Genomic DNA, 12,973 nt, shown 5'->3' with positions numbered 1-12,973 from the left:
TTCACCCCAGAAACACAATACCCGACCATTCTACTCAACCTAAGGCCGTCCACCAAGGTTCGCTCAGTCGAACCAGCCCGCGATCAAGTTACTGAAGAAGCGCCGCACCTGGTCGAAGAGGCGCTTGAACAGGCCACCCTCCTCGATGCTCTCCAGGGCGACCAGCGGCCGCTCGCCGACCACCTCGTCACCGAGGCGAACCTCCATCACCCCGACATTGTCTCCGGCCTGGATGGGGGCTTCGATATCGGCACGGATGTCCAGGCGTGCGGTGAGCTGATCGTTGCGTGCCCGCGGCACGGTCATCTGCACGTCGTCATCGACGCCCACCCGCAGCTCGTTCTTCTCGCCTCCCCAGATCCGCGGGGTGTTGAGTACCGCCCCCTGCTCGTAGAGCTTGAGGGTCTCGAAGTAGCGGAAGCCATAGCTGAGCAGCTTCTGGGTCTCCTGGGCACGCGCCTCTTCCGACTCGGTGCCCATGACCACCGAGATCAGGCGCATCTCATCGCGCTTGGCCGAGGCCACCAGGCAGTAGCCGGCCTCCTCGGTCCAGCCCGTCTTGAGGCCGTCCACGCTGGCATCACGCCACAGCAGACGGTTGCGGTTGGGCTGCTTGATGCCGCCGTAGGCGTACTCCTTCTGGGCGTAGGTGGCGTAGTGCGCCGGATAGTCGTTGATGATGTGTTGCGACAGCAGCAGCAGGTCGCGAGCCGAGGAGAAGTGGTTTTCGTCGGGGAGGCCGGTGGCATTGACGTAGTGGGTGTTGTGCATCCCCAAGCGGGTGGCATGCTGGTTCATCAGGTCGGCGAAGGGGCGTTCGCCGCCGGCGAGATGCTCGGCCATGGCGACGCTGGCATCGTTGCCCGAGACGACGATGATGCCCTGCAGCAGGTCCTCCACTGCGACCAGGGTATCGACCTCGATGAACATCTTGGAGCCGCCGGTGCGCCACGCCCTCTCGCTGATGGGTACCGTGTCGCTGGGCTTGATGTTGCCACGGTCGAGTTCGCGCTCCACCAGGTAGGCAGTCATCAGCTTGGTCAGGCTGGCCGGCGGCAGGCGCTCATCGGCGTTATGCTCGGCCAGCACGCGACCACTGTCGGCATCCATGAGGATCCACGACTTGGCCGCCAATTGGGGAGGCGCCGGGATCATGGTCTGGGGGGCGGGCACGGCCTGGGCCAGGGCCTGGGGAACGACCAGCATCAACAGGACCAGCAATACCGGGAACCAGCGACGGTGGAGCAGCGAGGGGGACACTCTCATGGGGCAAATCTCATCGGGGACATCGGGGACATCGGGGACATCATGATACGGGGGCGCCGACTCAATCGACACCGTTGACGACGAAAGCCTGGTCGAAACCGGCACGACGCAGCTCGTCACGCACCGGGGCGACCTGGCCGGCATGGGCAAGCGGCCCTACCTGCACGCGATGCATGCCGGTGGCACTCGCCACCCGCACCGGATGGGACAGCTCGTCCTGCAGGCGGGCCTTGAGGGCCTGGGCGCTCTCCGCGGAACCGAGGGCGGCAACCTGCAGGTAGATGGGGCGGCCATCCGCAGCACGATGCTCCGTCGCACCGCTGTCGCTGGCGGCCGAGGGCCGTGTCTCGGCTCGCGCCACCGGGGCCGGGGCAACCACGGCGGCGGACTTGCGCGTCGGCTCGGCGACCCGCACCGACGCCGCCTGTCGATCGGCACCGTTGCCCTGCGCCGCACCGCCCGACGGAGCGCCGGCCGAGCCGTTCTCGGCCAGCCAGCGCTCGACGTCGATGGCCTCCACCTGCACTCGCCCGGTGCCGCGATCGAGGATATCGAGGCGCGCGGCGGCGGCGTAGGAGAGGTCGATCTCGCGGTCGCTGTGGAAGGGACCGCGGTCGTTGACGCGCACGATCACCGAGTTGCCGTTGTCGAGGCTGGTCACCCGCACGAAGCTGGGCAGTGGCAGCGACCGATGTGCGGCACTCATCTTGTACATGTCGTAGATCTCGCCATTGGACGTGGCATAGCCATGGAACTTCTCGCCGTACCAGGAGGCGGTGCCCTGGCGGGCATAGCCGCGGGCATCGGGCAGCACCTGGTAGGTCTTGCCCCACACCTCGTAGCTGGGCCGGTTCCCCCCGCGGGAGCGGGGCTCGATACGCGGCACGGCATCGGGCACCTCCCGCACGTCCGGCGGCTCCTCGGGATAGGCGTCACCGGCCATGGCATAACGCTCGCCGCTGCCGGGGGTCGCGGCCGGCGCCGAGGCCGGACGCTCGCCGGAGGGCCGGGCGCCCCCGCCACCGGCACAGCCCGCCAGCTGCAGCACGACAGCCAGGGCAATCCACCGGGCCCTCATGAACGCCCCTCCGCATCATCGCCGGGGGGCACCAGGGGACCCGCCTCGAGCGCCTGGGCCGCGCGGATCGCCTCGGCCAGCTCGGTCACCGCCATGGCGTAGAGGTGGCTGTGGTTGTAGCGGGTGATGACATAGAAGTTGCGGTGGCCGATGCGATAACGATACTCCTCGTCGGCGACATCGAGGGCCAGTGGTACCACCGACTGCTCGTCGTCGAGCTCACCGCGGGGCTGGATGCCCACCCGGCGCAGCGTCCCGACCGGGGCATAGGGCGGCCGGGTGAGATTGAACTCGACACCCTCGGGCAGGGCCTCGGGGCCCTCGGCCTCCTGGTAGATCGATGCGCCCCGACGCCAGCCGTGCTCGGCGAAATAGTGGCCCACGCTGCCGATGGCGTCCACCGGGTTGGTCCAGAGATCGCGAATGCCATCGCCGTCGAAGTCCACCGCATAGGCCCGATAGCTGGTGGGAATGAACTGCGGATAGCCCATGGCCCCCGCGTAGGAGCCGGCGAGGCTGCCGGGGTCGACCCCCTGCTCGCGGGTAATCTCCAGGAAGGCCGCCAGTTCGCCGAGGAAGAAGGCGCCACGCCCCGGATGGTGGAAGGCCAGGGTGGAGAGCGAATCGAGCACCCGGTGGCGGCCGGTGAAGCGACCGTAGCTGGTCTCGACGCCGATGATGGCGGCGATCACCTCGGGGGGCACCCCATACTCGGCCTCGGCGCGCTCGAAGGCCTCGCGGTGCGCCTCGATGAAGGCCACCCCGCGGGTGATGCGCTCGGGCTGCAGGAATATCTCGCGGTACTCGTCCCAGCGCAGGCGCCGCTCCGCGGCTCCCTCCATGGCATCCAGCACGCCCTGCTGGAAGCTGGCATCGCGCATGGCCGCCTCCAGCCAGTCGCGCTCGAGCCCCTTGCCGGCCAGTTCGTCGACCAGCGCCCTCACCTCTTCACGCCGCTCGGGGTCGAAGTCCGGCGCGGCCTGGGTGGCAAACGCCAGCAGCGACAGCCCCGCACCGGCGATCACTGCCAAAGCCCTGGCTCCTTGAAAACGGGACACCACCATGCGCTTGCCCTCTCCCTGATTCGACCGCTAGCGCGGCAGCAGCCGGCGGTGAGCGTGAATGGCCATGAGAATACCGAAACCGGCCAGCAAGGTCACGCTGGAGGTGCCGCCATAGCTGACCAGGGGCAGCGGCACTCCGACCACAGGCAGGATGCCGCTGACCATCCCCACGTTGACGAACACGTAGATGAAGAAGGTGAGGATGATGCTGCCGGCCAGCAGCCTGCCGAAGGTGTCCTGGGCACCGGCGGCCAGCCACAGGCCACGGCTGACGATCAGCAGGTAGAGCACCAGCACCGCCAGCATGCCGACCAGCCCGAACTCCTCGCCCAGCACCGCGACGATGAAGTCGGTGTGTCGCTCCGGCAGGAACTCCAGTTGCGACTGGGTGCCCTGCAGCCACCCCTTGCCGAACAGCCCACCGCTGCCGATGGCAGTGGTCGACTGGATGATGTTCCAGCCTGATCCCAGCGGGTCGCTGTTGGGGTCGAGGAAGGTCAGCACCCGCTGGCGCTGGTAGTCGTGCAGGTTCAGCCACAGCACCGGCAGCGCCGCCGCCGCCAGGCCGGCCAGCACGGCGATGAAACGCCAGGAGAGCCCGGCCAGCAGCACCACGAAGATCGCCGCCGTGGCCACCAGCAGCGAGGTGCCCAGATCGGGCTGCTTGGCGATCAGCACCACCGGCACACCGATGAGCAGGGCACAGACTACCAGGTCCTTCAGCCGCGGCGGCAACTCGCGGCGGCTGAGGTAGGCCGCGACCATCAGCGGCATCGCCAGCTTCATCAGCTCCGACGGCTGGAAACGGATCACCCCGGGGATCACCAGCCAGCGTTGGGCGCCCATGCCCATGTCGCCCACCAGTTCCACCGCCACCAGCATCAACAGGCCGGCGACATAGACGGGCAGCGCCCAGCGCAGCAGCGTGGTGGTCGAGACCTGGGCCAGCAGCAGCATCACCACCAGTGCCACCCCGAAGCGGATGCCCTGGGCGATGACCACCTCGAGCCGCTGGCCGCTGGCGCTGTAGAGCACCACCAGCCCGGCCAGCATCAATACCAGCAGCATGCCGAGAAGCCAGGGGTCCAGGTGCACGCGCTCCCAGACGCCGCGCTTGCGGGCGATGCCGCTGGCCGGAGGGCGCACCGGGTGGCCACGCAGGGGGCGGGGCAGGTCGATCAAGGCCATGGGTCAGTTCCCCGCCACGCGGGCATCGTCGTTCTCCATCTCTTCACGGATCTCCTCGACATCGAGCTCCTCGTCGTCCAGCAGCCAGGCGTCGGTCATGGCCCGCGCCAGGTGCGCGGCATGGGTACTGCCCCCCCCGGCGTTCTCGACGATCACCGACACGGCGATCTGCGGGTCCTCGAGGGGGGCGAAGGCCATGAACAGGGCGTGGTCGCGCAGCCGCTCGGCCAGCTCATCGGCGTCGTAGCGCTGGTCCTGGCCCAGCGAGAAGACCTGGGCGGTGCCCGACTTGCCCCCCATGCGGTACTCGAGCCCCACCCCGGTGCGCCGCGCCGTGCCCTCGCTGCCACTGAGCACCTTCTCCATGCCGGCGAAGACCTTGTCCCACCAGCCGTCGCTGGCCAGGGTGATGTCCGCCGGGGTATCGGGCAGGTCCAGCGGCACCTCCTCCTCACCGATACGGCTGGCCATGCGCGGCTTGACCCACTGCCCCCGGTTGGCGAGCACCGCGGTGGCCGTGGCCAGCTGCAGCGGCGTCACCTGCCAGTAACCCTGGCCGATTCCCACCGACAGGGTCTCGCCGGGATACCACGGCTGGTTGAAGCGGCCGCGCTTCCACTCCCGCGAGGGCATCAGGGCGGAGCTCTCGCCGAAGGCGTCGTGGGCGACCCGCTGGCCGAAGCCGAAGGCACTCATGTTGTCGTGGAGGCGGTCGATGCCCATGTCGTGGGCCAGCGAATAGTAGTAGGTGTTGTTGGAGACGGCGATCGAGCGCTCCATGTCGACCCGGCCATGCCCCCAGCGCAGCCAGTTGCGGTAACGCCGCGAATCGTTGGGCAACTGGTAGTACCCCGGGTCGACGATGGTCTTGTCAGGGGTGATCTCCCCCTCGACCAGGCCGGCCAGGGCCAGGAAGGGCTTGATGGTCGACCCCGGCGGATACTGGCCACGAATGGCGCGATTGAACAGCGGCAGGTCGATGTCCTCCTGCAGCGCCCGGTAGGAGGCCACGTCGATGCCGGTGACGAACTGGTTGCTGTCGAACCCCGGCACCGAGACCATGGCCAGGATCTCGCCCGTCCCGGGCACGATGGCGACGATGGAGCCACGCCGGCCGTCGAGGAGCTCATAGGCCAGCTGCTGCAGCTCCTTGTCGAGGGTCAGGGTCAGGTTCGCTCCCGGCACCGGGTCGGTGCGACCGAGTTCGCGCAGCACCCGGCCACGGGCATTGGTCTCGACCTTGCGCAGCCCCGACTGGCCATGCAGGGCCTCCTCGTAGAACCGCTCGACCCCGGTCTTGCCGATGAAGTGGGTACCGGCATAGCGACCCGCGTCCAGGGTCTCGAGCTCCTCGGCATTGATGCGCCCGACGTAGCCCAGGGCGTGGGCCATGATCTCGGCATCCGGGTAGTAGCGCAGCAACTGGGCCTCGACCTCGACCCCGGGCAGGCGGTGACGATTGACCGCCAGCCGGGCGATCTGGTCCTCGTCGAGGTCGCTCATCAACAGGGCCGGCTGGAAGGGGCGCTGGCGCTGGCGCGAACGCACCCGGAAGGCCTCGGCCTCCTCGTCAGGCAGCTCGAGAAGCTCCACCAGGAGTGCCAGGGTGGCATCCAGGTCGTCGACCCGCTCCCGTACCAGGGTGAGGCTGTAGGTGGGGCGGTTCTCGGCCAGCAGCACCCCGTTGCGGTCGTAGATCAGGCCGCGGGTCGGCGGCAGCGGCTCCACCCTGACCCGGTTCTTCTCCGAGCGGGTACTGTAGACCTCGTGCTGCACCACCTGCAGGTAGACCAGCCGCCCCATCAGCAGGCCGGTCATGGCGAAGACCAGCAGCACCGCCAGCAGCGAGCGCACGCGGAAGGTACGCAGCTCCTGCTCGGGATTCTTCAGGGTCTCGCGTCGCTCACGCATTCTCGGCAATGGCCTCGGCTGACGCCTCGCCCGAAGGCGGGGCTCACGTCGGTTACAGGGACACCTTCGAGGGTCGGAGACGGCTCAACGGTGATAGGGGTGACCCACCATCAGGGTCCAGGCACGGTAGAGCTGCTCGGCGAGCAGGATGCGCACCAGCGGGTGCGGCAGGGTCAGCGGCGACAACGACCAGCGCTGGTCGGCGGCGGCCGAGAGCGACGGCTCGAGGCCGTCCGGCCCGCCCACCAGCAAGGCCACGTCACGCCCCTCGAGTCGCCATGCCTCGGCCTCCCGGGCCAGCTGCTCGGTACTCCAGGCCTTGCCACCCACCTCGAGAGCCACCACGCGCTCGTCCCCCCGGAGCCGGGCGCGGATGCGCTCGGCCTCGAGGGCGATCGCCCGGCCCAGGTCGGCATTCTTGCCGCGCTGTCCCGGGGTGATCTCCTCCACCTCCAGGGCGAAGTCCCGGGGCAGTCGCTTGCGGTACTCCTCGACGCCCTGGGTCACCCAGGCCGGCATGCGACTCCCCACCGCCAGCAGGCGCACCCTCATGCGCTGCCCGCCTCGCCTCCGCTGCGCGTTCCGCGCGCCTCCGCATCACTGGGCAGGTCGGCCCAGAGACGCTCGAGATCGTAGAGCTGGCGGGTTTCGGGCAGCATCACGTGGACCACCAGGTCGCCGAGGTCCACCAGCACCCAGTCGGCACCGTTCTCGCCCTCGACGCCCAGCGGCTGGATGCCGCCGGCCTTGGCCTTCTCGACCACGTTGTCGGCCAGCGCCGCCACATGGCGAGTGGAGGTGCCGCAGGCGATCACCATCAGGTCGGTCACGCTGGTCAGGCGGGAGACATCCATCAGGCTGATGTCCCTGGCCTTGAGCTCCTCCAGCGCGTCCACCGCCAGAGTCTTGAGTGCGTCGATTTGCATAGCCCTTCGTGTCAGCCCCTCGTTGAAGCGAAATCGTGGTTACCGTCATTGTACCGGGTTGCGGCGGCTCTCAGGAACCGGAATAGAAGCCATGCGCCAGGATGCGCGCCTCCACCGCCTCGGGCAGCAGATAGCGCACGCTGCGCCCCTGGGCCAGGCGCCGGCGCACCTCGGTGGCCGAAATCGCCATGCGCGAGGGCAGCGACAGGCGCAGCAGCGACCCTGCCGGCCGGGCCATCAGCGTCTCCGGGGCGTCAACCTCGCGCCCGGCGAGCAGCGCCACCAGCGCCGCCGGCAGCGGCGCCTCGAAGTCGGGACGGTCGATCACCACCACATGGGCCAGCTCGAAGAGCCGCTCGGGCTCGTGCCAGTCGGCCAGGCGCCGGAAGGCGTCGTGACCCAGCGCCATCACCAGGCGGGCCTGCTCGCCGACCTCCTCGCGCAGCGAGGCCAGGGTGTCGGCACTGAAGGAGGGGCCGTCCCTGCGCAGCTCACGGGGGTCGGCGACGAGTCCCGGGGTGTCGCCTATCCCCAGGCGCAGCAGTTCGAGGCGCTCGGCGGGCGCGACATGCGGCTCGCCCCGCAGCGGCGGCATGCTGGCGGGAATCATGTGCACCCGGTCCAGGGCAAGCGCCTCGCGGAGCTCCACGGCACTGCGCAGGTGCCCCAGGTGCACCGGATCGAAGGTGCCGCCGAGCATGGCGAGGCGCGGTGGTGACGGCCTGTCCTCGCCCCGCGCCGGCAGACCGCGCTGCGGATCGGCAGTCACCGGCGAACCTGGCCATCACCGAGGACGATGTACTTGCGCGTGGTGAGCCCCTCGAGGCCCACCGGCCCCCGGGCATGGAGCTTGTCGGTGGAGATGCCGATCTCGGCGCCCAGGCCGTACTCGAAGCCATCGGCGAAGCGGGTCGAGGCGTTGACCATCACCGAGCTGGAGTCCACCTCGGCCATGAAGCGACGCGCCAGCCCGTAGTGCTCGGTGACGATGGCGTCGGTATGGTGCGAGCCGTAGCGCTCGATATGCGCGACCGCCGCGTCGATGCCGTCGACCACGCGAATCGCCAGTACCGGCGCCAGGTACTCGGCTTGCCAGTCCTCCTCGGTGGCGGGGGTCGCCTCGGGGAGAATCGTGCGGGTACGCTCGCAGCCGCGCAGCTCGACACCGTGCCCGGCATAGGCTTCGGCGAGTCTCGGCAACAGCGCCTCGGCCACGGGGGCATCGACGAGCAGGGTCTCCATGGTATTGCAGGTGCCGTAGCGATGGGTCTTGGCATTCACCGCGATGGCCAGGGCCTTCTCCGGGTCGGCGGTGGCATCGAGGTAGACGTGGCAGACGCCGTCCAGGTGCTTGATCACCGGCACCCGCGCCTCGCGGGAGATGCGCTCGATCAGTGACTTGCCGCCCCGCGGGATGATCACGTCGACATACTCGGGCATGGCGATCAGCCGGCCCACGGCGGCGCGGTCAGTGGTCGCCACCACCTGCACCGCGCCCTCGGGCAGGCCGGCATCGAGCAGGCCGGTGCGAATGCAGGCGGCGATGGCGGCGTTGGACTCGCGGGCCTCGGAACCGCCGCGCAGGATGCAGGCGTTGCCGGACTTGAGGCACAGGCTGGCGGCCTCCAGGGTGACGTTGGGCCGCGACTCGTAGATGATGCCGATCACCCCCAGGGGCACGCGCATCTGCCCCACCTGGATCCCGCTGGGGCGCGAGCGCAGGCCATCGATCTCCCCCACCGGATCCGGCAACGCCGCGACCTGGGCGAGCCCCTCGATCATGGCGTCGATGCGCCCGTCGTCCAGCGCCAGCCGCTCGAGCAGCGCGGCGTCCAGGCCGCTCTCCCGCCCCCGCGCTAGGTCGCGGGCATTGGCGGCGAGCAGTTCGGCGCGCGCGTCGGTGAGCCGCTCGGCCATGGCCAGCAACGCGGCGTTCTTGGGGCCGGTGGCGGTGCGGCGCATCGCGGTGGCCGCGGCGCGAGCCGCCTGACCGAGGCGTTCCATGTAGGTATCGACATCGCCGACGTTCTCGGCACCGGCGGCCAGTGCGGCGGACGAATCGGAGTGGGAGGCGTGAGCAGTCATGCCGTAGAGTGTCTCCTGAGGCCGGGGTCGCCGCGTACAGGGGCGACGCCGACGTTATACTGTGCGGAAAACCGGGAAGGGATTCATAGTAAGCCACCATGCAGAGCAAGTACAAAATCGGCCTGCTGCGGGGCAACCTGCTGGCCGCGGCCCTGTTGCTGGCACTGCTGGCCCCCGCCGCGCCCACCCTCCCCGAGGCGCTACTCCTGTGGCTGGCAACGGGCTGGCTCGGCGTGACCGCCGCGCTGCTGGAGTTCAGCCATCGCCGCCCGGCCATGGTGCCGTGGCAACTGCTGCCCAGCCTGTTGCTGGCCGCCCTGCTGTGGGTGGCCCCCGAGCGTTACCTGATCTGGTTGTGGGCCTGGGCGGTGCTGATCATGCTGCCCCAACCCGCCTGGATGACGGGGCTCAACGTCCTGCTCGCCGGCCTGACCTGGTGGTCGCTGCAGGACAGGATGAGCCTGGAGCAGGCCGCCCTCTCGGGACTGGTACTGGCCGGCCTGTTGCTCCTCGGCCTGGTCCGCAGCCGTGAGCTGCAGCCGCTGCGCGGCCCGGCCCGTCGCCGCATGCGCCTGATCCCGGGGCTGCGTCTCTGGCCCCGGAGCCAGCTCTCTCACGACCTGGTGCGCGAGCGGGTCCGCGCCCGGCGCGAGGGCGTGCATGCCGAACTCTTGCTACTCCGGACCTCCCCCGGCCAGCTCTGGCCTCTGGCCCGCCGGCTCTGTCGGTTCACCCGCAGCTTCGAGAACTGCTACCGTCTCGACCGACGCACCCTGGCCACCCTGCTGCTCAGCCGCGACGCCGAGCAGGCCGAGCAGCGCCGCGACCGCCTGCTGCAGGCCCTCGACACGCCTGCCCGACTGCGCGTCGCCGCCCTGCCCCGGGTCGAATCGCTCGACGACGAGTGCCGCGCCCTGGAACGACAGCACAGCCCCATGACCGTGATCCGGGAGCTGGAGCATGATTGAACCCCGCGCCGCCCGACTGCACGCCCTGGTCTACGGCACCGGTGCCCTGCTGCTGTTGGGCCATGCCCTGTGGCTCTACCTGATGGGCGACTATCCGAGCATCCTGCTCCCCGTGCTGCTGACCCCGCTGATGCTGCTCGCGGCCCTGCTGCGCCTGGGCCAGGACGACCATGCCCGACTGTCGGCCTACCTGGTGCTGATCTGCGGCTACCTGTTGATCGCCGTGGAGCTGCCGCAGCAGGCCTCGCTGGCACCGCTGTGGCTGGGCCTGCCGGCGGTGCTCACCCTGCTGCTACTGCCACTGGGGCCGGCCATGCTGCTCAACGTCATGCTGGTACCGGTCTGGCTGATCCTGGTCGGCGGGGAGCACCTCGATCGCGACCTGACGCTGAGCTACCTGGCGCTGATCGTGGTGGCCGGCCTGACGCCCTGGGAATTCCTGCGTCAGCAGGCGCTGTTGCGGGCCACCGACCCCCGTGACCCGGAATGCTCCGCCATCAACCGCGAGACCCTGCACGACCGGCTGAGCAGCGAGTGCGAACGCGCCGAACTGCTGGATCAGCGCCTGGTGGTGCTGCTGCTCCACCTGCCTCAGCTCGACATGGCCGGCGAGCAGTTCGGCCCCAGGGCGCGTCAGGCCCTGCTCGACGCCGTCTGCATCGAGGTCGACAAGCGCTGCCGCGACCACGACCTGCTGGGCCGGGAGGGACAGGCCGACTTCTGGCTGGTGCTGCCCGACACCAGCGAGAACGGCGCCATGCTGGTGTGCCAGCGCCTCGAACAATCGCTGCAACGGACGGTGCTGCTGGAGACCGGCCCGATCGAGACCCGCCTGGCCCTCTGTCTGCTGCAGCCGCGGGAGACACCGGAGCACTTCGAGCAGCGCCTGCAGGCCCGGACCCAGCGCCTGGCCGATATCTGATCCCCTGCCGCCGACCACGGAGCGCCCTCTTGAGCCTCGCCGACACCCTCTACCAGTTGACCCCGCCCCCTACCCTGCTGCTGCTGATCATCACGGCCATCGCCCTGGTGGAGTCCCTGGCACTGGTCGGTCTGCTGGTGCCCGGCGTGGTGCTGATCACCGCCGCCGCCTCCCTGGCCGGCCACCAGGAGATCGCCCTGACGACGGTCATCGCGGCCGCCTGGGTCGGCGCCGTGGTGGGTGACGGCGCAAGCTTCCTGCTGGGCTACACCCAGCGCGAGAGGGTCACCCGCCTGTGGCCCCTCTCGCACCATCCGGAGTGGCTGGCCCGGGGCGCCCGCTTCTTCCAGCGCTATGGCAGCCTGTCGGTGTTCTTCGGCCGCTTCGTCGGCCCGGTGCGCCCGATGGTACCGGTGATCGCCGGCATGCTGCACATGTCGCCTCGTGCCTTCCTCTGGGCCAATGTCGCCTCGGCGGTCCTGTGGGCCCCGGCCTATGTGCTGCCCGGCTATCTGCTGGGGCGCACCTGGCAACAGCTGCTGGACCTGCCGGAGGGCATCGAGACCTGGTTGATCGCCCTGGCCGTGCTGCTGGTGGCGCTGGCGGTGGTGTTCTCCTGGTTACGCCAGCAGGTCACCCGCACCGGGCGCCTCTATCGCCTGGCGGCCAACGGCGCGCGGCGCCATCCGGTGATGCGGCGCTTCTGGCTGGCCCAGAGCTGGCGGGGACAGGGCGAGGTGCCGCTGGCCAGCTGGCTGCTGCTGATCCTCGCCCTGGGCACCCTCTCGGGCTGGACGCTGATGGTGATCCAGCAGCATGGCCCCCTGGAGATGGACCTGCGCGTCAACGCCCTCTTCGCGGCCTTGGCCTCCCCCGCCCTGGCGGGTGTCGGCCAGGCGCTCGCACGAGTCGGCGACACCTACGGGGTACTGGCCCTGGTGCTGCCCTGGGGCCTCTGGCTGCTGTGGAAGCGCCATCTGGCGGCCTTTCTGCACATCGCGGCCGGGCTCGGCGGCATCGCCCTGCTCAACACCCTGGGCAAGGCGCTGGTCGGTCGCGACCGCCCCGATGCACCGGACTACCTGACCGGCTCCCTGGCCTATCCCAGTGCCCATGCCTCCACCGCCGTGGTCGTGGCCGGCCTGGCCGCCGCCTTCATCGCCCGGGAACTGCCCCACCGACAGCGCCACTGGGTCTACTGGGGGGCGATTCTGCTCGTCGTTCCCATGGCGCTCTCGCGGCTGGTGATCGGCGTGCACTGGCTCAGCGATCTGGTCGGTGGCGCCCTGCTCGGCCTGGTGGTCTGCGCCCTGGTGCACCTGACCTGGCAGCAGAAGCCCCATCCGCCGCTCGCCCCCTGCCCCTGGTGGTGGCTCGCTGCCGCTTCGCTGGTCCTGGTCGGCGCCCGGGTGGCCTGGCTACCGCCCGTCTGAGCTGGAAGCTGGAAGCTGGAAGCTGGAAGCTGGAAGCTGGAAGCTGGAAGCTGGAAGCTGGAAGGCAGTATGTCGCCACCAGCGTCCAGATCAAGGGGTTTCTTCCAGCTTATAGCTTAAGGCTTACAGCTC

The 12,973-nt window shown here is 69.6% G+C and carries 12 protein-coding genes; 3 read left to right on the top strand and 9 right to left on the bottom strand.

All coding sequences use genetic code 11. The annotated features are described in order from the left end of the window. Positions 1 to 63 precede the first annotated feature (63 nt). The 9 genes from MKP05_RS11685 to MKP05_RS11645 all read right to left on the bottom strand — a co-directional run bounded on the left by MKP05_RS11685 (position 64) and on the right by MKP05_RS11645 (position 9,437). Positions 64 to 1,206 (bottom strand): D-alanyl-D-alanine carboxypeptidase family protein, encoded by a 1,143-nt coding sequence (locus MKP05_RS11685; RefSeq protein ID WP_240568460.1) that lies wholly within the window; start codon positions 1,204 to 1,206, stop codon positions 64 to 66. Positions 1,207 to 1,327: 121 nt separating this feature from the next. Next, positions 1,328 to 2,344, bottom strand: coding sequence for a septal ring lytic transglycosylase RlpA family protein (locus MKP05_RS11680; protein WP_240568435.1), 1,017 nt, complete (start codon positions 2,342 to 2,344; stop codon positions 1,328 to 1,330). Next, positions 2,341 to 3,408 carry a lytic murein transglycosylase B gene (gene mltB, locus MKP05_RS11675; protein WP_439108985.1) on the bottom strand — a complete coding sequence of 356 codons (1,068 nt, stop codon included), beginning with the start codon at positions 3,406 to 3,408 and terminating at the stop codon, positions 2,341 to 2,343. Before mltB ends, MKP05_RS11680 begins: the two co-directional genes overlap by 4 nt. A gap of 27 nt (positions 3,409 to 3,435) precedes the next feature. Continuing rightward, on the bottom strand, positions 3,436 to 4,596 hold the full coding sequence (rodA, locus tag MKP05_RS11670) for a rod shape-determining protein RodA (RefSeq protein ID WP_240568433.1): 1,161 nt from the start codon (positions 4,594 to 4,596) through the stop codon (positions 3,436 to 3,438). Positions 4,597 to 4,599: 3 nt separating this feature from the next. After that, the gene (mrdA, locus tag MKP05_RS11665) at positions 4,600 to 6,507 is read right to left on the bottom strand and encodes a penicillin-binding protein 2 (protein ID WP_240568432.1); all 1,908 of its coding nucleotides are present in this window, start codon (positions 6,505 to 6,507) and stop codon (positions 4,600 to 4,602) included. Positions 6,508 to 6,591: 84 nt separating this feature from the next. Continuing rightward, positions 6,592 to 7,059, bottom strand: a complete 468-nt coding sequence (rlmH, locus tag MKP05_RS11660) for a 23S rRNA (pseudouridine(1915)-N(3))-methyltransferase RlmH (protein WP_240568431.1) — start codon at positions 7,057 to 7,059, stop codon at positions 6,592 to 6,594. Further along, the gene (gene rsfS / locus MKP05_RS11655) at positions 7,056 to 7,433 is read right to left on the bottom strand and encodes a ribosome silencing factor (RefSeq protein ID WP_240568430.1); all 378 of its coding nucleotides are present in this window, start codon (positions 7,431 to 7,433) and stop codon (positions 7,056 to 7,058) included. The genes rlmH and rsfS overlap by 4 nt, the downstream gene beginning before the upstream one ends. A 70-nt stretch (positions 7,434 to 7,503) precedes the next feature. Further along, positions 7,504 to 8,133, bottom strand: coding sequence for a nicotinate-nucleotide adenylyltransferase (gene nadD, locus MKP05_RS11650; RefSeq protein WP_240568459.1), 630 nt, complete (start codon positions 8,131 to 8,133; stop codon positions 7,504 to 7,506). Between the two features lie 65 nt (positions 8,134 to 8,198). Continuing rightward, entirely contained in the window at positions 8,199 to 9,437 is a 1,239-nt protein-coding gene (locus tag MKP05_RS11645; RefSeq protein WP_240568458.1) for a glutamate-5-semialdehyde dehydrogenase, read from the bottom strand. Between the two features lie 179 nt (positions 9,438 to 9,616). Between MKP05_RS11645 and MKP05_RS11640 the strand changes: the two genes are divergently transcribed. Genes MKP05_RS11640 through MKP05_RS11630 form a run of 3 tightly spaced genes read left to right on the top strand, consistent with a single transcriptional unit; the run spans position 9,617 to position 12,841 of the window. Beyond that, complete coding sequence (locus tag MKP05_RS11640) at positions 9,617 to 10,486, top strand: hypothetical protein (RefSeq protein WP_240568429.1); 870 nt, start codon at positions 9,617 to 9,619, stop codon at positions 10,484 to 10,486. Further along, complete coding sequence (locus tag MKP05_RS11635; RefSeq protein WP_240568428.1) at positions 10,479 to 11,408, top strand: GGDEF domain-containing protein; 930 nt, start codon at positions 10,479 to 10,481, stop codon at positions 11,406 to 11,408. Before MKP05_RS11640 ends, MKP05_RS11635 begins: the two co-directional genes overlap by 8 nt. Before the next feature lie 29 nt (positions 11,409 to 11,437). Next, positions 11,438 to 12,841, top strand: coding sequence for a bifunctional DedA family/phosphatase PAP2 family protein (locus MKP05_RS11630; protein ID WP_240568427.1), 1,404 nt, complete (start codon positions 11,438 to 11,440; stop codon positions 12,839 to 12,841). The last annotated feature ends 132 nt before the right edge of the window (positions 12,842 to 12,973 follow it).

The sequence above is a fragment of the Halomonas flagellata genome, from assembly GCF_022487945.1.
Classification (GTDB): Bacteria; Pseudomonadota; Gammaproteobacteria; order Pseudomonadales; family Halomonadaceae; genus Halomonas; species Halomonas flagellata.
This window is presented reverse-complemented; position numbering and strand designations above follow the sequence as displayed.